The following is a 22,213-nucleotide window of genomic DNA, read 5'->3' on the forward strand; positions in this document are numbered from 1 at the left end:
ACCTTGCAACAGGATGGAAAATGTTCGACACGGGCCCGCGAAACAGGTTCTGACAGCAGGCCACTGGTCTGCTTTATACCAGAAGCGGGCTCCCAGAACGAAAAAACGCGGCCGAAGCCGCGTTTTTCATCTATCGATAAGACTTAGTTCTTGGTCTTGTCGACGATTTTGTTAGCCGAGATCCATGGCATCATCGAGCGCAGTTGCTCGCCGATGATTTCGATACCGTGAGCGGCGTTGTTGCGGCGCTTGGCGGTCATCGATGGGTAGTTGGTAGCACCTTCGGAGATGAACATCTTCGCGTACTCGCCGTCCTGGATGCGCTTCAGGGCGTTGCGCATGGCCTTGCGGGATTCTTCGTTGATGACTTCCGGGCCGGTAACGTACTCACCGTATTCGGCGTTGTTGGAGATCGAGTAGTTCATGTTGGCGATGCCGCCTTCGTACATGAGGTCAACGATCAGCTTCAGTTCGTGCAGGCACTCGAAGTAGGCCATTTCTGGCGCGTAGCCAGCTTCGACCAGGGTTTCGAAACCGGCTTTGACCAGCTCGACGGTACCGCCGCACAGAACGGCCTGCTCACCGAACAGGTCGGTTTCAGTCTCGTCCTTGAAGGTGGTTTCGATGATGCCGGTACGGCCACCACCAACGCCCGAAGCGTAAGACAGGGCGACGTTCTTGGCATTGCCCGAAGCGTCCTGGTAGATAGCGATCAGGTCAGGGATGCCGCCGCCTTTGACGAACTCGGAGCGAACGGTGTGGCCCGGGGCCTTCGGTGCGATCATGATCACGTCGAGGTCGGCACGCGGAACAACCTGGTTGTAGTGGATCGAGAAGCCGTGGGAGAAGGCCAGGGTAGCGCCCTTCTTGATGTTCGGCTCGATCTCGTTCTTGTACAGCGCGCCCTGGAACTCGTCCGGGGTCAGGATCATGACCAGGTCAGCCGCAGCGACAGCGGTTGCAACGTCGGCAACTTTCAGGCCGTGGGCTTCAGCCTTGGCAACGGTAGCCGAACCTTTACGCAGACCGACGGTAACGTCTACACCGGAGTCCTTCAGGTTGCACGCTTGAGCGTGGCCCTGGGAGCCGTAACCGATGATGGCGACTTTCTTGCCCTGGATGATGGAAAGGTCGCAGTCTTTATCGTAGAAAACTTTCATGAAATACCCCTGGTTATATCTCGGCCCCTGCGGAGCCATCGCTAATTTTTGAATTTAGATGCTGAGCACTTTGTCGCCACGGGCAATGCCGGTAACGCCGCTGCGCACGGTTTCGAGAATCGATGCAGTGCCGATCGCCTGGATGAAGCTGTCCAGTTTGTCACTGGTGCCGCTCAGCTGCACGGTGTACACGCTGGCGGTCACGTCGACAATCTGGCCACGGAAGATATCCGTGGTGCGCTTGATCTCGGCGCGCTGGGCACCGGTGGCCTTGACCTTGACCAGCATCAGTTCGCGCTCGATATGAGCGCTTTCCGACAGGTCGACAAGCTTGACCACTTCGACCAGCTTGTTCAGGTTCTTGGTGATCTGTTCGATCACTTCGTCATGGCCAACGGTGGTCAGCGTCAGACGCGACAGGGTCGGGTCTTCGGTCGGCGCCACGGTCAGGCTTTCAATGTTGTAGTTGCGCTGGGAGAACAGGCCGACCACACGGGACAACGCACCTGGTTCGTTTTCCAGCAGCAGGGAAATGATGTGCCGCATATCAGGTACGCTCCGTCTTGCTCAGCCACATGTCACGCATCGAGCCATCCTTGATCTGCATCGGATAGACGTGCTCGCTGCGGTCAACCGCGATGTCGATGAACACCAGGCGGTCCTTCATCGCAAACGCTTCTTCCAGCTTCGGCTTGAGGTCCTTCAGGCTGGTGATGCGGATACCCACATGGCCATAGGCCTCGGCCAGCTTGATGAAGTCAGGCAGCGACTCGACGTACGAGTGCGAGTGACGACCGTTGTAGGCCATGTCCTGCCACTGGCGGACCATGCCCAGCACACCGTTGTTGAGGTTGACGATTTTCACCGGCAGGCCGTACTGCATGCAGGTGGACAGCTCCTGGATGTTCATCTGGATGCTGCCTTCGCCGGTCACACAGGCAACGTCCTGGTCCGGGAAGTTGAGCTTCACGCCCATCGCCGCCGGGAAGCCGAAGCCCATGGTGCCCAGGCCACCGGAGTTGATCCAGCGGTTCGGCTTGTTGAAGCGGTAGTACTGCGCCGCAAACATCTGGTGCTGGCCCACGTCGGAGGTCACAAAGGCATCGCCATTGGTCACTTCGCACAGGGTCTCGATGACTTTCTGCGGTTTGATGACGTTGCCATCGCCCTTGTCGTAAGGGAACAGCTCGCCATCGCCACGCCATTCGTCAATCTGCTTCCACCAGGCATCCAGCGCCGCCTTGTCAGGCTGCTCGCCGATTTCCTTGAGGATGCCGAGCATTTCGCTGAGCACGCTGTCGACCGGACCAACGATTGGCACGTCGGCTTTGATCATCTTGGAGATCGACGCCGGGTCGATGTCGATGTGGATGATCTTGGCGTTCGGGCAGAACTTGGCCGGGCCGTTGACCACACGGTCGTCAAAGCGTGCGCCCACAGCGAGGATCACGTCGGCATTGTGCATGGCCATGTTGGCGGTGTAGCTGCCGTGCATGCCAAGCATGCCGAGGAACTGGCGGTCAGTACCCGGGAAGCCACCCAGCCCCATCAGGGTGTTGGTGACCGGCAGGTTCAGCGACTTGGCGATTTCGGTCAGGGCTTCGGAGCCACCACCCAGAATCACGCCACCACCGGAGTAGACGATCGGGCGCTTGGCAGCCAGGAGCATCTCGGCAGCCTTGCGGATCTGGCCAGAATGGCCACGGACCGCCGGGCTGTAGGAGCGCAGCTTGACCTTTTTCGGATAGACGTATTCGAACTTCTCGGCCGGGTTGGTCATATCTTTTGGAATGTCGACCACGACCGGACCTGGGCGACCGGATTGCGCCAGGTAGAAAGCTTTCTTGAGGACTTCAGGGATCTCGGTCGGGTTCTTGATCATGAAGCTGTGCTTCACGATCGGCCGCGAGATACCAATCATGTCGGTTTCCTGGAAGGCATCGGTACCCACCATGGTGCTAGGCACCTGGCCGGACAGGATGACCATCGGAATCGAATCCATGTAGGCGGTGGCAATGCCGGTAATGGCATTGGTCGCGCCCGGGCCGGAGGTTACCAGCACCACACCGGCCTTGCCGGTGGCGCGGGCATAGCCGTCCGCCATATGGGTTGCCGCCTGCTCGTGACGAACCAGGATGTGTTCCACTTCCGGTTCTTTGAACAGCGCGTCGTAAACATGCAGGAGAGCACCACCAGGGTACCCGTAGATGTGCTTAACGCCTTCGTCACGCAAAAAGCGGACGACCATCTCAGCGCCAGATAAAAGCTCCACGTTGTTCACCTCTAAAACGCCAGAATACCGTCCCTAGTGGACGGGTCTTAATAGGTTTACTGCCAAGCAGAGCATGAGCGAAAACGTCAGCACTGACTGAGCAAGTATTGGGAGCACCCCAGAGTGTTGCGGGGTTTTCCCACCCAGCGCGAGGTAACGCGTTGCGGGGTGTAACAGGTCGGCGCGGGTGTGCACCTCATGATCTGCCTAGCGGGTCTGCTTCTGGCAGTCCCTCTACAGCGGAAGTTGGATTCTTGTGATTCGGCGCCAACATGTCAAGAAAAATTATTGCCAATTTTTCCCCAAGATGAATTCCTGCCACCACTAAAAATCGCTTCAGCAGCAGAATAAATAAGATTTCCACAAAAAAGGGCCACAATCTGCGGCCCTTGAAGGAAAAACTGAAGAAATCAGGCGGAAGGAGCGATCAATTGGTCAAATGCTGCCAACAGTCGGCGCAGCTCACGACTTTGCTCCGGCCGGTCGGTAAACACGGTCTCGGCCATGACCAGGATGCTGGAGGCGTTGGGCAGGGGATGGCCCAGCTCGATGATGATCTTCATGCGCGGCAGGAAAATCCATTGCAGCCACTGCTCGAAACTGAGGGTATCGACAGCGAACGGCACAGTACTGGCCAATGCCTCGTCGCTGGGTGGCTCGTCATCCCACCACCCCTGCACCACCAGTTCACGTTCGATCAGCAACAGGTGGTCGGCAATATCCAGAATACGTTGCTCGATCATCACGAATTGACCCGTGCCTTCTGCCGGGCCAGTGCTGCGCCAGCGCTGTCACCTTGCTTTTCACGGGCCTGGGCGATGGTGTTCCATAGCTCGGCCTGCAGGCTTGGCCGGCCGTTGGCGTAAGTCAGGGCGCGACGCGCCAACTGTTCGGCCTGGGCGGCATCACCCTGCGACAGGCGTACCTGGGCCAGGCGGTACAGCACTTGCGGCTCGCGCGGGGCAATACGCTGGGCACGCTCAAGGCTCGAAGCAGCGCCGTTGAAGTCACCACTGCCCTGCTGGGTCTGCGCGGTGGTCAACAGGGCCAGCACCGGGCCATCTAGCTGCTCGTCGGCCGACAGACCACCGGCAGCGGTGCTGCTGCGCGGAATACCGGTTGGCGCGCTGGTGCTTGCCGGGGCGCTGTTCATGGCCGCGATGTCGAACGGCTCGTCGGCGATCGGGTTCGGGTTTGTGGTCATCGGCGCCGAACTGACCGGGCCCGGGGTAATCGGGCCAGGCGTGATAGGCGAGGTGCTGATCGGTGCCGCGCCATTGGCAGCCGGGAACGTCTGGATACCTGAAGCGCCAGCGCCCTGCGGAATCATCACGGTAACACCGGAGTCTTCGGGCAGCGTCTGCGCTTGCGCGGTGCCCGTGTTATAGCCACCCGCCGAGCGGTTAGCCGTCACGCGCTCGCTGTTGGACACGCGGGTGCTCGAATCGACCACCGGTATATTGCCGCGCGGGACGCTGGAGCACCCCTGGAGCACAGCCAACGCCGTCACGGCAGGAAACAGCCACTTGTTCACGTCACACCTCATCAATGCAGCCTGTGCTTAATTCATCCAGCCTTTGACCCAGTCCATGACCGACTCGGCAGGATTCTGCTCGCCGCCACAGGTCGCACCGGCGGGCGGTTCACTCCCGCGAATATACGGCATCTGCACCGCTCCCGGACAGCTGGCATCAGACCCATGGCCAGTGTAAGGGTCGATCCAGGCCTGCACCACGTTGTCCGGTTGCGGCATGTCCAGCGGCAGCGGGTCGGCCTTTTTCATGAAACTGGTCCATACCTGCAGGGCACCGGTGGCACCGGTAAAGGGTGTTTTGCCGTTATCGTCACGGCCCATCCACACCACGGCCAGCAGGTCCTGGCTGAAGCCGGAGAACCAGCTGTCGCGCGAGTCGTTACTGGTACCGGTCTTGCCCGCCAGGGTCAGCGAGCGCGGCAAGGTGTTGTACACCGAGCGCCCGGTACCTTCGCGCATGACCCGCTGCATGGCGTTCTGCACCAGGTAGATGGCGCCCGGGTCGAAGGTTTGCTGGATCTGGAACGGGTAGCGCTTGAGCGGCTCGCCTTCGGCAGTCAACACGCTGCGGATACCGCGCATCGGGGTGTTGAAACCGCCGTTGGCGATGGTCTGGTACATGGTTGCAACCTGCATCGGCGACATGCCACCAGCACCCAGCAGCATGGCCGGGAAGGCTGGCCAGTCGACATTTACCCCTAGCCGGCCAATGGTCTTGATCACATTGGGCACGCCCACTTCCAGGCCAAGCTTGGCAGTCGAAAGGTTGTACGAGTTGGCAAGCCCCTGATACAGATAGATGGTGCCATGCGGTCGACGGTCGTAGTTTTGTGGGCGCCAGACCTGACCATCGGCACCCTTGACCGAAAATGGCTCATCCTGCACCCAGCTGGTCAGGGTGTACTTGCTCGGCTGCTCCAGCGCAGTCAGGTACACCGACGGTTTTACCAGCGAGCCGATCGGCCGCACAGCATCAATGGCCCGGTTGAAACCGGCGAAGCCTGCCAGGCGGCTGCCGATCAGCGCCTGTACCTCACCGGTTTCCGGGTTGGTCACGACCATTGCCGATTCCACCTCGTCAGCACCCTTGCGCCCCGACAGGCGCTTGAAGGTCTCGCTCATCGAAGTTTCGGCCTTCATCTGCAGGATCGGGTCGAAGCTGGTGAAAATACGCAGGCCTTCTTCAGTCAAGTCTTCGTCGCGGTAGTCCTGGCGCAGTTGACGCTTGACCAGGTCGAGGAAGGCCGGGAACGAGCTGTCAGCCAGGCTGCCGCGCTTGGTCACGCCCAGCGGCATCTTCTTCGCTGCATCAACTTCCGCCTGGCTGGCCACGCCTTGCTCGGCCACCAGGTCGAGCACCAGGTTGCGGCGAGCCAGGGCACGGTCAGGGTAACGCCGCGGGTTGTAGTAGGACGGGCCTTTGACCATGCCTACCAGCAGGGCGATCTGGTGCAGTTTCAGCTCAGACAGCGGTTGGCTGAAGAAGAACTGGCTGGCCAGACCGAAACCGTGAACTGCACGTTGGCCATCCTGACCGACGAACACCTCGTTGAGGTAGGCCTCGAGAATCTCGCGCTTGTCGTAATGCAGCTCAAGCAGCATCGCCATCATTGCCTCGGTCAGCTTTCGGCTGAGGCTGCGCTCACTGCTGAGGTAGAAGTTCTTCACCAGCTGTTGGGTCAGGGTACTGCCCCCCTGGCGCATGGACCCCGACGAGGTGTTGACCCACATTGCCCGGGCGATGGACTTGGGCGACACGCCGTAGTGGCTGTAGAAGTCGCGGTCTTCGGTCGCTACCAGTGTTTCGAGCAGGTACTTGGGTACCTGATCGATCTTGATCAGGATGCGGTCTTCGAGGTTCTTCGGGTAGATGCCGCCGATCATCAGCGGCTCCAGCCGCACCACGTCGAGCGCCTTGCCGTTGGCCGCAGAAAGGCCCGCCACGTAATCGCCGGAGAAGCGCACGCGCACGAACTGCGCCGGTTCCATCCCCTCGTAGAACTGGAAGCCACGGGTGTTGAGGTCGACGGTATTGCCGTTGACGGCCGCCGCACCTGGGCCGTTGGCCGCGCTCTCACGCCGGTAGCCGAGCGCATCGAGTTCGGTAAGGAAGTCGTTTTTGCTCAGTTTTTGACCAGTAAAGAGCTCCAGCGGCCGGGCATACACCTTGGCCGGGATGGTCCAGCGCTTGCCGGAGAACTTCTCCTGCACGACAGCATCGAGGTAAACCGCGAAGCCGGCAACGATCACCAGGCCTACCAGGCTGAGCTTCAAAGCCCAGCCCAGCCAGGCGCGAGAACGGCTGGTCGAGGGTTTCTGAGGGGTACGAGGATTTCGAGATCGGGTCATGGCGGCGGATTATACGCACTTTATAAAGGCTGGGCAGACGGCCCAGCGGTAGGCAGGGACGGCACCATTGACCATAATGGCGCATTCGAATTCCCTGCCCCGGAAGGATTTGCCGTGAGCCAAGCTCTTATCACTGCGTTGCAGAACCCCGCCCTGTACCCTCACCCCGTGGATGGGTTCCAGCTCATCGAGACGCATATCTCCTGGGTGCTGCTCACCGGCGAGTACGCCTACAAGATCAAGAAACCGATGAACTTCGGCTTCCTCGATTTCACCGAACTGGGTCAGCGCCAGCATTTCTGTAACGAAGAGTTGCGCCTGAACCAGCGCATGACCGATGGCCTGTACCTGGAGGTATTGGCGGTGACCGGTAGTGTCGAAGCGCCGCAGATCGGTGGCGACGGCGAGGCCATCGAATACGCGCTGAAGATGCGCCAGTTCCCTCAGGGGCAGATGCTCAGCACCCTGCAGGCCAATGGTGAACTGAATGCCGCGCACATTGACCAGATGGCCCGGCAAATTGCCGAGTTTCACCTGCAGACCCCCAAGGTATCTGCCGAGCAGCCCTACGGTTCGCCTGAAAGCGTCATGGCCCCGGTCGAGCAGAACTTCGAGCAGATCCGCCCATTCCTCAGCGACAAGGCCGACCTGCTGCAACTGGACAACCTGCAGGCGTGGGCGCGGAGCAGTTTCGAGCGGCTGCAAGGCCTGTTCGCCTCGCGCAAGGCCAATGGCTTTACCCGCGAGTGTCATGGCGACATCCACCTGGGCAACGCGACCCTGATCAACGGCCAGGTGGTGATCTTCGACTGCATCGAGTTCAACGAACCGTTCCGCATGACCGATGTCTGGGCCGACACCGGCTTCCTCGCCATGGACCTGGAAGATCGCGGCCTCAAGTGCCTGGCACGACGTTTCATCAGTCAGTACCTGGAGCTGACCGGCGATTATGAAGGCCTGGAGGTGCTCAACTTCTACAAAGCCTATCGCGCCCTGGTACGGGCCAAGGTCGCGCTGTTCAGCATGCCGGCCAATGCCGATGGCGTGCAGCGGGCCACTACCCTGCGCACCTACCGCAACTACGCCAACCTGGCGGAAAGCTACAGCGCCATCCCTTCGCGGCTGCTGGCCATCACCCATGGTGTCTCGGCAGTGGGCAAGAGCCACGTGGCAATGCGCCTGGTCGAGGCCTTGGGCGCCATTCGCGTGCGCTCCGACGTCGAGCGCAAGCGCCTGTTCGGCGATCAGCCGCACGACCACGCCGGCCAACTCACTGCAGGCATTTATGACCCGGATGCCAGTGCCGCCACCTACCAACGTTTGCATGAAGTGGCAGCCACCGTTTTGCGCGCCGGCTTCCCGGTGGTGCTGGATGCCACCTACCTCAAGCGTGAACAGCGCCAGGCTGCTGCAGACGTCGCCAGCCAGACCGGTGTGCCGTTCCTGATCCTCGACTGCCACGCACCCGAGGCCGTCATCGCCAGCTGGCTGGAGCAGCGTCAGGCCGAAAACACCGACCCCTCCGATGCCACCCTGGATGTGGTCAAGGCCCAGCAGGCGAGCCGTGAAGCGTTGGATGCGCAGGAGCTGGTGCAGAGCACACGGGTCGATACCCAGGATGCTGGCAGCATGGACCAGGTGATCGAGCAGATTCGCCAGCGGTTGCCAGGCCTGTAAGTTCGCCGTTTTCCTGTACCGGCCCTATCGCCGGCAAGCCAGCTCCCACAGTTACACCCTCGCCCTCAAGGCCTGCGGTGTACCTGTGGGGGCTGGCTTGCCGGCGATGGGGCCAGAACAGGCTACTTCCCAAAGGCAGTTCATCGCCCCCGATGGCAAAAGGCCGCGCATTTCTTAACCCCCGCTACACTCCTCTCTGACCTGCTCGCGATTTATCCTCCAATCCACGTTCAGCCATCGCAAGGAGGCTCGATGAACGATGAATTGCAGCACCTGAAGAACCTTGGCAAGACCTCTGCGCAGTGGCTGCATGCCGCCGGCATCCACAGCGCATCGGATCTGCGTCGCCTGGGTGCGGTGGGTGCCTACCAGGCCGTCAAGACACGAGGGTTCCGCGCCTCCAAGGTGCTGTTGTACGCCATTGAGGGCGCCTTGCTGGACATGCACTGGAACGATTTGCCGCTCGAACGCAAAGAAGCGCTCAATCAACAACTGGACGCGAAAAATCCTACGCAAAAAAATCCAAAATAATCGTGGGGAAGGGATTGACGCCTGAATGAGAATTGTTATGATTATCACAACTGGTCGCGAGACTGGTTGGATAACCTAAGAGCCCCTGGTTCGGACTCTCAGATTATCTCCTCATCAGGCTAATCACGGTTATTGACCCGGCATTTTGCCGGGTCTTTTTTTGCCTGGGGGTTTGTGCCGCCTGGCCCACACTACTGGCGAAACTGCGCGCAGTAATCCTGCTCCGGCATCGCCGCGGTGTACCACACGTAATCAGCCTGGCCTGGCTCAACCTGCTCGCCCACCTCGGCCAGCAGCAATACCTTGGTCTCCCCCGACGCCGACGCCCCCAGATCTGCCAGGTGCAAGGGTATGCCCAGGTCCTTGCGCACGTGATAGGCCCCGGCAAACAGCAACGCTGGCTGCGGCGCGGACAGCAACCGCTCGGCCATGCGCCGGTCGCGCTGCTGCTGCACGGCCAGCATCGCCGGCAACTGGCTTTCCGGCAGCATCCCACAATGGCCCGCGCGTACCTGCTCGAGCAAAGCAGCCTTTACCGCCGGTGCATTGGACCTTTTGCCAGTCAGCGGGGCTGGCTGTCGATAGGCCTGACGCATCTCACCAGGCGACAGGTTGGCAGCCAGCAGTTGCACTCGGTCCTGCAAGGCCTCACGCACTATCGGCCCGTACAGCTGCCAATCCCACCCTTCCTGCCAGGCCAGCGCCTTGGGCAAGTTCGCCGGCAGCGGCTGCCCCTGAACCTTGTCGACCAGCGGTTGCTGCTCAGGCTGCAGCATTTCCAGCAGGAGACTGCCTTGCACGCGGTTCCCCTGCATCGCCCGTAGCAGCCAGAGTTGCAACGCGTGATGGTCCGGGTTGTCATGTTTTTCGCCCACCAGCACGCGAGGGGTGCCTGCCAGGCGCTGCACCAGTTGCTCAGGGCTGATCGCCCGGCCACTGGCAAGATCGATGATGTGCCCCAACTCGGCATGCGTGCGCCCTTCACTGCTCTGCCAGGAGGGCAGTGGCGGCAGGCTGGCCTGGCAGCCGCCCAGTGACAACATCAGGCAAAGCGAGAAACCCGACAGCAGCAGATGACGCATCGACAATGCCTCCTAGCGTGTGATGATCAGTGGGTGCCCACGCTCTGGGTGCGCCTGCACCAGTACGTCGATACCGTACACCGCCTTCAGTGCCGCTGGCGTCAATACCGCTTCGGGCGTGGCAAACGCATGGCAGCGCCCCTGCTCCAGCAACAGGATACGGTCACAGTAGCGCGCAGCCAGATTCAGGTCATGCAGGATCACCAGCACCGCAGCGCCGCGGTCGGCGAAGCGGCGCACGGATTCAAGGGTAGTGTGCTGGTGCAGTGGGTCGAGCATCGAGGTCGGTTCGTCGAGCAGCAGCGTGGCCCCCTCCTCGCCCGGCCATAGCTGGGCCAGCACGCGGGCCAGGTGCACCCGCTGCCGCTCGCCACCGGAGAGCGCCAGGTAACTGCGCCCCACCAGGTGCCAGGCATCCGCCGCCTGCAACGCCGCTTCGACAATTTGCGCATCGCGCTGCTGCCCGGTGCCATGAGGCATGCGCCCCATGCCCACCACTTCCTCGACCCGGAACGAGAAGCCCAGGCTGGACACCTGTGGCAACACTGCCAGGCGCCTGGCCCGCTCCTGCCCAGGCCAATCGGTGAGGGGCCGGCCCTGCAACGTCACCCGCCCTCGCTCGGGCGCCAGCTCGCCACACAACACAGCCAGCAGGCTGCTCTTGCCGGCACCGTTGGGGCCGAGCACACCCACCACCTGCCCCGGGCTCAGTTGCAGGTGAATGTCGTGCAGCACTTCGTTGCTCCCCCGCCGCAGGTGCAGGCCTTCGACTTGCAACATCAGCTGCGCCCTCTTATCAGCAGGACCAGAAAGAACGGCGCACCAATGAAGGCCGTGACAATACCAATCGGCAACTCGGCAGGTGCCAGCAGCAGCCGCGCCGCCAGGTCGGCGAACAGCATCAGCACGCCCCCGGCCAGCAACGAGGCCGGTAGCACCACGCGGTGATCAGGCCCGGCCAGCAAGCGCACCAGGTGCGGCACCACCAGGCCGATGAAACCGATCAGCCCTGCTGCTGCCACTGCCGCACCTACGCCCAGCGCCGTGCAGAACACCAGCTCGCGCTTGAGTCGCTCCACGTCAACGCCCAGGTGGCGCGCCTCCGACTCACCCAGTAACAGGGCATTCAGCGCCTTGGCCCGGCGCGGCAGCCACACCGCTACCCCCGCCGCCACCAGTAGCAACGGCCACAGCCGTTCGTAGCTGGCACCGTTCAGGCTGCCGAGGTTCCAGAATGTCAGTGTGCGCAGGGTGGCGTCGTCGGCCAGGTAAGAGAACAGCCCAACGGCCGCGCCGCCCAGCGCAGTCATGGCCACGCCCGCCAGCAGCATCGTGGCAACGTTGGTCTGGCCATCGCGCCGCCCCAGTCGGTAGACCAACGCGGTCACCCCAAGCCCCCCGACAAAAGCGCAGAACGACAACAGATAGGGCGCGAAAGCGTCCGGCATGCCGCCAAACCAGGCACCACCGACAATGGCGACCGCTGCACCCATCGCCGCCCCAGCGGCAACCCCCACCAGCCCTGGATCGGCCAGCGGGTTGCGGAACAGCCCCTGCATGGCCACGCCGGACAGCGCCAGCACCGCGCCCACCGCCAGCCCGAGCAAGGTACGCGGCAGGCGGATCTGGCCCAGGATCATCTCGGCCTGCTGCAGGCCGTCAGCCGCAATCGGCAGCCCCAACAGGCGCAGGCCGGCGCGCAGGGTGTCGAACAGCGGCAGGCTGACCGGCCCCAAGGCCAGCGACAACCACACCGCCAACAGGCACAGCAGACTAAGGCAAATGAACAACGTACGTGGCTGGACCCGCTGTTTCATTGCGCGAAGCTGGCCTGGGCCGCCGGGTAGAAGGTGGCTGCCAGCGACTGCAAGGTCGATGGCAGGCGTGGGCCAAGCCCGCCTACCAGCAGCGTCGGGTCCAGTGACACCAGGCGTTTCTCACGCACAGCCCGCGAGGCAGCCAGCGCGGGGTTTTCTTTCAACAGCGCCTGCAAGGCCTGCTCATCGGCCAGCGCCCGGTCGGAAAACACGATCACATCCGGGTCCAGCGCCGCCAAGGCTTCGTTGGAGAAGTTCTTGTAGCCTTGATGTTCTGCCAGGTTGTGCCCACCCGCCTGGCCCAGCAGCCAGTCACCCGCAGTGCCCTGCCCGGCGATCAGCGGCTTGGCCCCGGCATGGCCGACCAGCAGTAGCACCCCAGGTGCCTTTTGCCCTGCCTGAGCCTGCTTGACCTTGGCCTGCACCGCCTCGATCTGCTGGTGGTAGCCCGCCGCCAACGCCGAAGCTTGCTGCTCTGCGCCAAGCAACTGCCCCAGATGCTTGAGGTTTTCATCCACCGCCGTCAGTTCGGCCTTGCTGGAGAACAACTCCACCTGCACACCGGCCTTGCGAATTTGCGCCAGTACCGGCGGCGGGCCCATTTCCTCGGTGCCCACCAGTACATCCGGGCGGAGGCTGAGAATGCCTTCAGCGGACAACTGCCGCTGGTAACCCACGCTGGGCAGTGATTTCAGCGATGCCGGGTGCTGGCTGGTGGTGTCCACACCGACAAGCCGCGCTTCGCCGCCCAATGCAGTTATCCACTCGCTCAGGGCGCCACCCGCGCTGACCCAGCGTTGCGGCAACTCGGCCGCCAGGGCCGTGGTGGAGAGCACAAGGCTTGCGCAGAGGGCGAGCAAGGCGACTGGACGGCGCATCATGGGGTTCCTTCTGAAGGCGAGCCGCGCGCCTTGTGGCGGGCGACAGAACTGCGCACCATAGGGGCCAGGCGCAGCGAATGCGGGCAATTTGATAATTATTCGCATTGACGCGTCAAGTCATCATCTGTTTCATGAGTCGTCCTCGCCATGCACTTGCTCTGTACCTCCCACACCCTGGCCGAAGGCCAAAGCCGCGCCTTCAGCGTAGACGGCCTCGAACTGTTCGGCGTGCGCCGCCAGGGCCAGGTGTACCTCTACCGCAACCGGTGCCCGCACCGCAGCATCCCGCTGAACTGGACGCAAGATGCCTTTCTCGATGACAGCGCCAGCCTCATCCACTGCGCCCACCATGGCGCGCTGTTCCTGATTGAAAGCGGCGAGTGCGTAGCCGGCCCTTGCGAGGGTGAGCAACTGCTGGCCCTGGGCTGTCACGAAGACAGCCAAGGCATCTGGCTCACGGCGTAAGCAGCACCGGCAGGCGGCAATCAATAACAATGCCTTCGGCGCTCAGGCGGGTGCCGTAGGCCAGCACCTCCACCCCGTCCGCCACCGCCGCACGCAGGGCCTGGGCATAGGCTGCGTCGATTTCCTCAGCTGGGCGTACGGCATTGATGCCAGTCAGGTTCACGCAGTACAACTGCACCGCCCGCACGCCCTGCCGGGCCAGCTTCGCCAGCTCGCGCAGGTGCTTGGCACCGCGCTGTGTCACCGCATCGGGAAAAGCCGCGACCGTGCTGTCGGGGTAACCCAAGGTCACGCTCTTCACCTCGACATACGCAGGGGCACCGTCGAACTCCAGGCGAAAGTCGATGCGGCTGCTTTCCTCTCCGTACGCGACTTCGCGCTTGAGCGCGGTAAAACCGGCCAGTTCGGCGATGACGCCGGCCCGCAGTGCCTCTTCGACCAGCGCGTTAGCCCGCCCAGTGTTCACACAGGCCAGCCGCCCCTGTGGGGTTTCGCTGATTTCCCAGGTGCCTGGCAGTTTGCGCTTGGGGTCGTTGGAGCGGCTAAACCACACCTGCCCGCCTTCACGCATGCAATTGAGCATGGAACCGGTGTTCGGGCAGTGAATGGTCAGCTGTTCGCCGCTGGCCAGTTCGATGTCCGCCAGAAAGCGCTTGTAACGGCGCAGCAGGCGGCCCTGTTCGAGTGGGGGATAGAACTGCATCAGCCTTGCCAGCTCCGCAGGCCACGGGCAATGCGCTGCACCGCCTCTTCCAGGCGCGGCAGGCTCTGGGTGTAGGCAAAGCGCACATGGTGCCCAGCCAGGTGACGGCCAAAGTCCAGGCCCGGCGTAAAGGCCACGTGCTCGGTTTCCAGAAAGTGCCGGCAGAAGGCAAACGCATCACCGCCAAAGGCACTGATATCGGCATACAGGTAAAACGCCCCCTGCGGCTCGACGGCTATGCGGAAGCCCAGTTCGCGCAGGGCGGGCAGCAGGTAGTCGCGGCGGCGGGCGAACTCGGCGCGGCGCTCCTCGAAAATGGCCAGGCTCTCGGGCTGGAAGCATGCCAGCGCGGCATGCTGGGCCATGCTCGGTGCACTGATGTACAGGTTCTGCGCCAGTTTCTCCAGGTCGGCCACTGCGCCGGGTGGGGCCACCAGCCAGCCAAGGCGCCAACCGGTCATGCCGTAATACTTGGAAAAACTATTCAGGACGAACGCCGAGTCGTCGACTTCCAGCACACTTGGCGCGTCCATGCCATAGGTGAGGCCATGGTAGATCTCGTCCACCACCAGGTGGCCATGCCGCTCATGGGTGGCTTTGGCAAGGCTGGCCAACGCTTCGCGCCCCAGCACAGTACCAGTCGGGTTAGCCGGCGACGCGACCAGGGCACCGACCGTGTCCTTGTCCCAGTAACGTTCGACCAGGTCGGCGGTCAGCTGGTAGTTCACCTCCGGGCCCACCGGCACCAGCTGCGCCCCGCCCTCGACCAGGCGCAGGAAGTGGCGATTGCACGGGTAACCCGGGTCGGCCAGCAGCCAGTGCTTGCCCGGGTCGACCAGCAGACTGCTGGCCAGCAGCAGCGCGCCAGAACCACCTGGGGTAATCAGGATGCGCTGCGGGTCGATATTCAGGCCATAACGCTGGCCATAAAAGCCGGCGATCGCTTCACGCAGTGCCGGCAGGCCGCGTGCAGCGGTGTAGCGGGTGTGCCCGGCAGCCAGCGCGGCCTGGCCGGCGGCGACGATCGGTGCGGCCGTGGTGAAGTCCGGCTCGCCGATTTCCAGGTGGATCACGTCGTGCCCGGCCGCCTGCAGCTCGTTGGCCCGGGCCAGCAGCGCCATGACGTGGAAGGGTTCGATGGCGCGGCTGCGCGCACTGTAGGGGTGGGCCATGACCTTCTCTCAATTGGGTCTAAACTGGAGATTCTACCTCTGCACGCCAACGAACGTACGGCTCGCGCCGATGTCAATAAGCAGGATCGGGCGGGGTAGCGCACCCCCGATCTATCTGGTAAGTTCGGCGGCTCGCAGTCGCAGGGCCGGCGGTCGCCGGGGATGGAGCATCCTGCGCATTGGATCAGATGAGTGAGAGGCGGTCTATTCATGTCCACCGTAGAAAAGCAAAAAACCGGAACCATGTACGGTGTCGAGCCCTATAAAGAGACCAAGGGCGAAGAGTACATGGGTGAGCCCATGAAGAAGCACTTCACCAAGCTTCTCAATGCCTGGAAAGGCGAGCTCATGCACAGTGTGGATCGCACCGTAGACCACATGAAGGATGAAGCTGCGAACTTCCCGGACCCGGCCGACCGTGCCAGCCAGGAAGAAGAATTTGCTCTTGAGCTGCGCAACCGTGACCGCGAGCGCAAGCTGATCAAGAAAATCGACAAGACCCTGCAGAAGATCCAGGACGAAGAGTACGGCTGGTGTGATTCCTGCGGCATCGAGATCGGCCTGCGCCGTCTGGAAGCCCGTCCGACCGCAGACCTGTGTTTCGACTGCAAGGAAATTGCCGAGAAAAAGGAAAAAACGGTCGGTAAAGGCTGACCTTTCTTCCACCTGAACGGGGCGCTTCATGCGCCCCGTTTCATTTATATGCCCAGCCTGACATGACCGACTCCAGCTACATCGGGCGCTTCGCCCCCACCCCCAGCGGCTTTTTGCACTTCGGCTCGCTGGTCGCCGCCCTGGCCTCCTGGCTCGACGCCCGCGCCGTGAACGGCCGCTGGTTGCTGCGCATGGAAGACACCGACCCACCCCGGGAAATGCCCGGTGCCCGTGATGCCATCCTGCAAACCCTGGAGCGTTACGCGCTGGAATGGGATGGCGAGGTCGTGTTCCAGAGCCAGCGGCACGACGCCTATGCCGCGGTCGTCGACCGCCTGTTCAACCTGGGCCTGGCCTATGCCTGTACCTGCTCGCGCAAGCAGCTGGAGGGCTACAACGGCATTTACCCAGGCCTGTGCCGCAATGCCGGCCATGCCCGTGAAGGTGCGGCGATCCGCTTGCGCGTGCCAGAGCTGATCTACCGCTTTACCGACCGGGTGCAGGGCGAGTACCAGCAACACCTGGGGCGTGAGGTAGGCGACTTTGTCATCCAGCGCCGCGACGGGCTGTATGCGTACCAGCTGGCGGTGGTGCTGGACGATGCCTGGCAGGGTGTTACCGACATCGTGCGCGGCGCCGACCTGCTCGACAACACCCCGCGGCAGCTGTACCTGCAGGAGCTGCTGGGCTTCTCACAGCCGCGCTATCTGCATATTCCGCTGATCGTGCAGCCGGATGGGCACAAGCTGGGCAAGTCGTACCGGTCGCCACCCCTGCAGGCTGAGCAGGCTACACCGCTGCTGTTGCGGGCATTGCGGGCGCTGGGGCAAGAAACAGACCCCGATTTACTACTGGCTACGCCGGCTGAAGTGTTGGCGATAGCCCGCAAGCAGTGGCGGCCGGAGGCGATCGCGCAGCGGACCACGGTGCCTGAGGCTGATTTGCGCTGAGGCAGGCCCGGCGCTTTCGCGGGCAAACCAACCCTCAATAACAAAAGCCCAATAATTTCAAACCCTTGGCTAACGCAATGGATTCCCGCTAGCATCCCCCCAGTCATTTGCGCCAATAATAAGTCCAAGCCCGCAGCGCCCAACCATCGAGGCCAGCATGTACATCTATCGTTTGGTCCTGCTTCTGGTCGTGGGGATCTACCTGTTCTCCCCGGCCATCATGGACTGGTGGATCGAACCGACCGGAGCCTGGTACCGCCCGTACCTGCTCTGGCTGATCCTGATCGTCGTCACCTTCATCCTGCAGAGCCAACGAGATGCCGATGAGCTTTAGCCTGACCCAGATGATCCTGATCAGCGCCGGGTACCTCATGGTGCTGTTTGGCGTGGCCTGGATCAGCGAGCGCGGGTTGATCCCGCGTTCGATCATTCGCCACCCCCTCACCTACACCCTGTCGCTGGGCGTGTATGCCAGTGCCTGGGCCTTTTATGGCTCGGTGGGCCTGGCCTACCAGTACGGCTATGGCTTCCTGGCCTGTTACCTGGGGGTATCCGGCGCATTCCTGCTGGCACCGGTGTTGCTCTACCCGATCCTCAAGATCACCCGCACCTACCAGCTTTCATCGCTGGCCGACCTGCTGGCGTTCCGCTTTCGCAGCACCTGGGCCGGCGCATTGACCACCATCATCATGCTGATAGGTGTGTTGCCCTTGCTGGCGCTGCAGATACAGGCGGTGGCCGACTCGATCAGCATCCTCACCGGTGAGCCGGTCAAGGCCAGGGTAGCCTTTGCGTTCTGTACGCTGATCATTCTGTTCACCATCTTCTTCGGCTCGCGACACATTGCCACGCGCGAAAAACACGAAGGGCTGGTGTTCGCCATCGCCTTCGAGTCGGTGATCAAGCTGCTGGCCTTGGGCGGCATAGGCCTTTACGCCCTGTACGGCGTATTCGGCGGCCCGCACGAGCTGGAGGTCTGGCTACTGCAGAACCAGACCGCCCTGGCCGCCCTGCACACCCCGCTGCAGGAAGGCCCATGGCGCACCCTGCTGCTGGTGTTCTTCGCCTCGGCCATCGTCATGCCGCACATGTACCACATGGCCTTCACCGAAAACCTCAACCCGCGCTCGCTGGTCAGTGCCAGCTGGGGCCTGCCGCTGTTCCTGCTGCTGATGAGCCTGGCCGTGCCGCTGGTGCTGTGGGCCGGCCTGCGCCTGGGCGCCAGCACCAACCCCGAGTACTTCACCCTGGGCCTGGGGATTGCCGCCAACAACGAAGCACTGGCGCTGCTGGCCTACATCGGCGGCTTGTCAGCCGCCAGCGGCCTGATCATCGTCACCACCCTGGCACTGTCGGGCATGGCCCTCAACCACCTGGTGCTGCCCCTGTACCAGCCCCCGGCCGAAGGCAACATCTACCGTTGGCTGAAGTGGACCCGTCGCGCGCTGATCGTCGCCATCATTACCGCCGGCTTCATGTTCTACCTGACCCAGAACAACCACCAGAGCCTGGCCAACCTGGGCATCGTCGCCTTCGTCGCCACCCTGCAGTTCCTGCCGGGCGTACTATCGGTGCTGTACTGGCCCACCGCCAACCGGCGCGGCTTCATCGCCGGGTTGCTGGCCGGCACCCTGGTGTGGATGGTGACCATGCTGCTGCCGCTGCTGGGCAACCTGCAGGGCTTCTATATACCGCTGCTGGACATGATCTATGTGCTGGACGATACCAGCTGGCACATGGCGGCCATTGCCTCGCTGGCGGCCAACGTTTTGCTGTTCACCCTGATCTCGCTGTTCACCAACGCCAGCAGCGAAGAAGTCAGCGCGGCAGAAGCCTGCGCCGTGGACAACGTACGCCGCCCGCAGCGCCGCGAGTTGCACGCCGCCTCGCCGCAGGAGTTTGCCACCCAACTGGCCAAGCCGCTGGGTGCCAAGGCTGCACAAAAAGAAGTGGAGCAGGCCCTGCGTGACCTCTACTTACCGTTCGACGAGCGCCGCCCCTACGCCTTGCGCCGCCTGCGCGACCGCATCGAGGCCAACCTGTCCGGCCTGATGGGCCCGAGCGTGGCCCAGGACATGGTCGAAACCTTCCTGCCCTACAAGTCCGGTAACGAAAACTATGTGACCGAAGACATCCATTTCATCGAAAGCCGCCTGGAAGACTACCACTCGCGCCTGACCGGCCTGGCCGCCGAGCTCGACGCCCTGCGCCGCTACCATCGCCAGACCCTGCAAGAGCTGCCCATGGGCGTGTGTTCGCTGGCCAAGGACCAGGAAATCCTGATGTGGAACAAGGCCATGGAAGAGCTCACCGGCATCGCCGCCAAGCACGTGGTCGGCTCGCGTCTGCTCACCATCGACGAGCCCTGGCGCGGCCTGCTGCAAGGCTTCATCAACCTGCCCGACGAGCACTTGCACAAGCAGCGCCTGGCACTGGACGGGCAACCGCGCTGGCTGAACCTGCACAAGGCAGCCATTGACGAGCCCCTGGCACCCGGTAACAGCGGCCTTGTGCTGTTGGTGGAAGACCTTACCGAAACCCAGGCACTGGAAGACAAGCTGGTGCACTCCGAGCGCCTGGCCAGCATTGGGCGCCTGGCCGCCGGCGTGGCCCACGAAATCGGCAACCCGATAACCGGCATCGCCTGCCTGGCGCAAAACCTGCGCGAGGAACGCGAGGGCGATGGCGAAATCATCGAGCTATCCAGCCAGATCCTCGACCAGACCAAGCGGGTGTCGCGCATCGTCCAGTCATTGATGAGCTTCGCCCATGCCGGCGGCAGCCACCAGAACAGCGAAGAACCGGTGTGCCTGGCCGAAGTGGCGCAGGACGCCATCGGTCTGCTGGCCTTGAACCGGCGCAATTTCGAAGTCCAGTTCTTCAACCTCTGCAACCCCGACCATTGGGCCGAAGGGGACCCGCAGCGCCTGGCCCAGGTGCTGATCAACCTGCTCTCCAACGCCCGCGACGCATCAAAGCCCGGCAGTGCCGTGCGCGTGCGCACCGAGGTCAGCGAACACACCGTCGACCTGATCGTCGAGGACGAGGGCAGCGGGATACCGAAGAACATCATGGACCGCCTGTTCGAGCCCTTCTTCACCACCAAGGACCCTGGCGAGGGAACCGGACTGGGGCTCGCTCTGGTCTATTCCATCGTGGAAGAGCATTATGGGCAAATCACCATCGACAGCCCGGCCGATATCGAACGGCAACGTGGCACCCGGATCCGCGTGACCCTGCCCCGGCATGTCGTAGCGACGTCCCCTGAAATTCGAGACCGTCGAGAGAATTGAATCAATGCCGCATATTCTGATCGTCGAAGACGAAACCATCATCCGCTCGGCCTTGCGTCGCCTGCTCGAGCGGAACCAGTACCAAGTCAGCGAAGCCGGCTCGGTGCAGGAAGCCCAGGAACGCTTCAGCATTGCCACCTTCGACCTGATCGTCAGCGACCTGCGCCTGCCAGGCGCACCCGGTACCGAGCTGATCAAGCTTGGTCAGGGCACCCCGGTGCTGATCATGACCAGTTACGCCAGCCTGCGCTCGGCGGTAGACTCGATGAAAATGGGCGCGGTGGACTACATCGCCAAGCCATTCGACCACGACGAGATGCTGCAGGCCGTGGCGCGTATCCTGCGCGACCGGCAGAACACCCCGGCCGCCGCACCGGCTGCCGAGCCACGCGCCGCCAATGGCAAGGCCGCCCCGGCCGACAAAGGCAGCGCGGCTGCGGCCAATGGCGAAATCGGCATCATCGGCTCGTGCCCGCCGATGCAGGACATGTACAGCAAGATCCGCAAGGTTGCGCCCACCGACTCCAACGTGCTGATCCAGGGTGAATCGGGTACCGGTAAAGAGCTGGTGGCCCGCGCCCTGCACAACCTGTCGCGCCGCGCCAAGGCACCGATGATCTCGGTGAACTGCGCAGCCATCCCCGAGACACTGATCGAGTCCGAACTGTTCGGTCACGAAAAAGGCGCGTTCACTGGCGCCAGCGCCGGGCGTGCGGGCCTGGTAGAAGCCGCCGACGGCGGCACGCTGTTCCTCGACGAAATCGGCGAACTGCCGCTGGAAGCCCAGGCCCGCCTGCTGCGCGTGCTGCAGGAAGGCGAGATTCGCCGGGTGGGTTCGGTGCAATCGCAAAAGGTCGATGTGCGCCTGATCGCCGCGACCCACCGCGACCTGAAGAACCTGGCCAAGGCCGGCCAGTTCCGCGAAGACCTTTACTACCGCCTGCACGTGATCGCCCTGAAACTGCCTGCCCTGCGCGAGCGCGGCAGCGACGTCAACGAAATCGCCAGCGCCTTCCTGGCGCGCCAGAGCGCGCGTATCGGCCGCGACGACCTGCACTTCTCGGCCGAAGCCGAGCAAGCCATTCGTCACTACAGCTGGCCGGGTAACGTGCGAGAGCTGGAAAACGCAGTGGAGCGCGCGGTGATCCTCAGCGAGAGCGCGGAAATTTCTGCCGAACTGCTGGGCATCGACATCGAGCTGAGCGACCTGGAAGAGGACGAGATCCTCAACAACGCCCTGGTGGTGGCCAGCGCTGCCAATGCCAGCCACGAGCCGACCGAGGACCTGTCGCTGGAAGACTACTTCCAGCACTTCGTACTCGAGCATCAGGACCACATGACCGAGACCGAACTGGCACGCAAGCTTGGCGTCAGCCGCAAGTGCCTGTGGGAACGCCGCCAGCGCCTGGGCATTCCACGGCGCAAGAGCAACGCTACCAGCGATAATTGAGTTCGGCACAGCATTGTTGTCGCCTTCGAGATCGAGCGCCGCCCGCGCGGCGCTTCGCGGGGCAAGCCCGCTCCCACATCTGTTTCGGGCCAAGATCTCCTGCCACCATTGGCCCGCGGCCCCTTGCTGCACGACGTGATTGAGTGGAACAACAGAGGGGCGAGCTCCGATGCCTCAGGATTGATTGGCCCGAAACAAATGTGGGAGCGGGCTTGCCCCGCGA

General features: G+C 62.7%; 20 protein-coding genes. 8 read left to right on the plus strand and 12 right to left on the minus strand.

Annotated features, from left to right (window positions below; translation table 11 throughout):
• Positions 1-143: 143 nt before the first annotated feature.
• From ilvC to mrcB, 6 genes are all read right to left on the minus strand, one after another.
• Positions 144-1,160: a ketol-acid reductoisomerase gene (gene ilvC, locus OZ911_RS24605; protein ID WP_003250043.1), complete on the minus strand. Its 1,017-nt coding sequence runs from the start codon at positions 1,158-1,160 to the stop codon at positions 144-146.
• A gap of 54 nt (positions 1,161-1,214) precedes the next feature.
• Positions 1,215-1,706, minus strand: a complete 492-nt coding sequence (gene ilvN / locus OZ911_RS24610; protein ID WP_003250040.1) for an acetolactate synthase small subunit — start codon at positions 1,704-1,706, stop codon at positions 1,215-1,217.
• 1 nt (position 1,707) lies between these two features.
• The gene (locus tag OZ911_RS24615) at positions 1,708-3,432 is read right to left on the minus strand and encodes an acetolactate synthase 3 large subunit (RefSeq protein ID WP_031311555.1); all 1,725 of its coding nucleotides are present in this window, start codon (positions 3,430-3,432) and stop codon (positions 1,708-1,710) included.
• A 410-nt stretch (positions 3,433-3,842) separates the two neighbouring features.
• On the minus strand, positions 3,843-4,175 hold the full coding sequence (locus OZ911_RS24620; protein ID WP_016489137.1) for a YqcC family protein: 333 nt from the start codon (positions 4,173-4,175) through the stop codon (positions 3,843-3,845).
• Entirely contained in the window at positions 4,175-4,978 is an 804-nt protein-coding gene (locus OZ911_RS24625; RefSeq protein ID WP_016489138.1) for a tetratricopeptide repeat protein, read from the minus strand. The genes OZ911_RS24620 and OZ911_RS24625 overlap by 1 nt, the downstream gene beginning before the upstream one ends.
• 15 nt (positions 4,979-4,993) lie before the next feature.
• A complete protein-coding gene (gene mrcB / locus OZ911_RS24630) occupies positions 4,994-7,315 on the minus strand; it encodes a penicillin-binding protein 1B (RefSeq protein ID WP_016489139.1) in 2,322 nt (773 codons plus the stop codon).
• Between the two features lie 114 nt (positions 7,316-7,429).
• Here mrcB and OZ911_RS24635 point away from each other — a divergent pair, with 114 nt between their 5' ends.
• Both OZ911_RS24635 and OZ911_RS24640 read left to right on the plus strand, forming a co-directional pair.
• A complete protein-coding gene (locus tag OZ911_RS24635; RefSeq protein WP_070086835.1) occupies positions 7,430-8,992 on the plus strand; it encodes a bifunctional aminoglycoside phosphotransferase/ATP-binding protein in 1,563 nt (520 codons plus the stop codon).
• Between the two features lie 252 nt (positions 8,993-9,244).
• Entirely contained in the window at positions 9,245-9,523 is a 279-nt protein-coding gene (locus tag OZ911_RS24640) for a TfoX/Sxy family protein (RefSeq protein ID WP_016489141.1), read from the plus strand.
• A gap of 191 nt (positions 9,524-9,714) precedes the next feature.
• On the opposite strand, the gene OZ911_RS24645 is transcribed toward OZ911_RS24640, so the two are convergent.
• The 4 genes from OZ911_RS24645 to OZ911_RS24660 are packed head-to-tail and all read right to left on the minus strand — an operon-like array spanning position 9,715 to position 13,303.
• Positions 9,715-10,605 (minus strand): ChaN family lipoprotein, encoded by an 891-nt coding sequence (locus OZ911_RS24645; RefSeq protein ID WP_070086834.1) that lies wholly within the window; start codon positions 10,603-10,605, stop codon positions 9,715-9,717.
• Positions 10,606-10,617: 12 nt separating this feature from the next.
• A complete protein-coding gene (locus tag OZ911_RS24650; protein WP_016489143.1) occupies positions 10,618-11,385 on the minus strand; it encodes a heme ABC transporter ATP-binding protein in 768 nt (255 codons plus the stop codon).
• Positions 11,385-12,368: a FecCD family ABC transporter permease gene (locus tag OZ911_RS24655; RefSeq protein WP_161775545.1), complete on the minus strand. Its 984-nt coding sequence runs from the start codon at positions 12,366-12,368 to the stop codon at positions 11,385-11,387. The genes OZ911_RS24650 and OZ911_RS24655 overlap by 1 nt, the downstream gene beginning before the upstream one ends.
• 50 nt (positions 12,369-12,418) lie before the next feature.
• Positions 12,419-13,303, minus strand: coding sequence for a heme/hemin ABC transporter substrate-binding protein (locus OZ911_RS24660; RefSeq protein WP_023049290.1), 885 nt, complete (start codon positions 13,301-13,303; stop codon positions 12,419-12,421).
• A 147-nt stretch (positions 13,304-13,450) separates the two neighbouring features.
• On the opposite strand from OZ911_RS24660, the gene OZ911_RS24665 reads away from it, so the two are divergent.
• Positions 13,451-13,768 carry a Rieske (2Fe-2S) protein gene (locus OZ911_RS24665; RefSeq protein WP_016489146.1) on the plus strand — a complete coding sequence of 106 codons (318 nt, stop codon included), beginning with the start codon at positions 13,451-13,453 and terminating at the stop codon, positions 13,766-13,768.
• Here the strand turns inward: OZ911_RS24665 and sfsA are convergent.
• Positions 13,758-14,471 (minus strand): DNA/RNA nuclease SfsA, encoded by a 714-nt coding sequence (gene sfsA, locus OZ911_RS24670; protein ID WP_023049291.1) that lies wholly within the window; start codon positions 14,469-14,471, stop codon positions 13,758-13,760. The genes OZ911_RS24665 and sfsA overlap by 11 nt on opposite strands.
• Entirely contained in the window at positions 14,471-15,643 is a 1,173-nt protein-coding gene (locus OZ911_RS24675; RefSeq protein WP_016489148.1) for a pyridoxal phosphate-dependent aminotransferase, read from the minus strand. The genes sfsA and OZ911_RS24675 overlap by 1 nt, the downstream gene beginning before the upstream one ends.
• Before the next feature lie 210 nt (positions 15,644-15,853).
• Here OZ911_RS24675 and dksA point away from each other — a divergent pair, with 210 nt between their 5' ends.
• The 5 genes from dksA (at position 15,854) to OZ911_RS24700 (ending at position 21,990) form a co-directional block, all read left to right on the plus strand.
• On the plus strand, positions 15,854-16,297 hold the full coding sequence (dksA, locus tag OZ911_RS24680) for an RNA polymerase-binding protein DksA (RefSeq protein WP_016489149.1): 444 nt from the start codon (positions 15,854-15,856) through the stop codon (positions 16,295-16,297).
• Between the two features lie 62 nt (positions 16,298-16,359).
• On the plus strand, positions 16,360-17,247 hold the full coding sequence (gene gluQRS, locus OZ911_RS24685; RefSeq protein WP_016489150.1) for a tRNA glutamyl-Q(34) synthetase GluQRS: 888 nt from the start codon (positions 16,360-16,362) through the stop codon (positions 17,245-17,247).
• Positions 17,248-17,404: 157 nt separating this feature from the next.
• On the plus strand, positions 17,405-17,581 hold the full coding sequence (locus OZ911_RS24690; RefSeq protein WP_003250005.1) for a hypothetical protein: 177 nt from the start codon (positions 17,405-17,407) through the stop codon (positions 17,579-17,581).
• The gene (locus tag OZ911_RS24695) at positions 17,565-20,540 is read left to right on the plus strand and encodes a sensor histidine kinase (RefSeq protein WP_016489151.1); all 2,976 of its coding nucleotides are present in this window, start codon (positions 17,565-17,567) and stop codon (positions 20,538-20,540) included. The genes OZ911_RS24690 and OZ911_RS24695 overlap by 17 nt, the downstream gene beginning before the upstream one ends.
• Before the next feature lie 4 nt (positions 20,541-20,544).
• Positions 20,545-21,990 carry a sigma-54-dependent transcriptional regulator gene (locus tag OZ911_RS24700; protein ID WP_016489152.1) on the plus strand — a complete coding sequence of 482 codons (1,446 nt, stop codon included), beginning with the start codon at positions 20,545-20,547 and terminating at the stop codon, positions 21,988-21,990.
• Positions 21,991-22,213 lie beyond the last annotated feature (223 nt).

This window comes from Pseudomonas fortuita, assembly GCF_026898135.2.
GTDB classification, from domain to species: Bacteria; Pseudomonadota; Gammaproteobacteria; order Pseudomonadales; family Pseudomonadaceae; genus Aquipseudomonas; species Aquipseudomonas fortuita.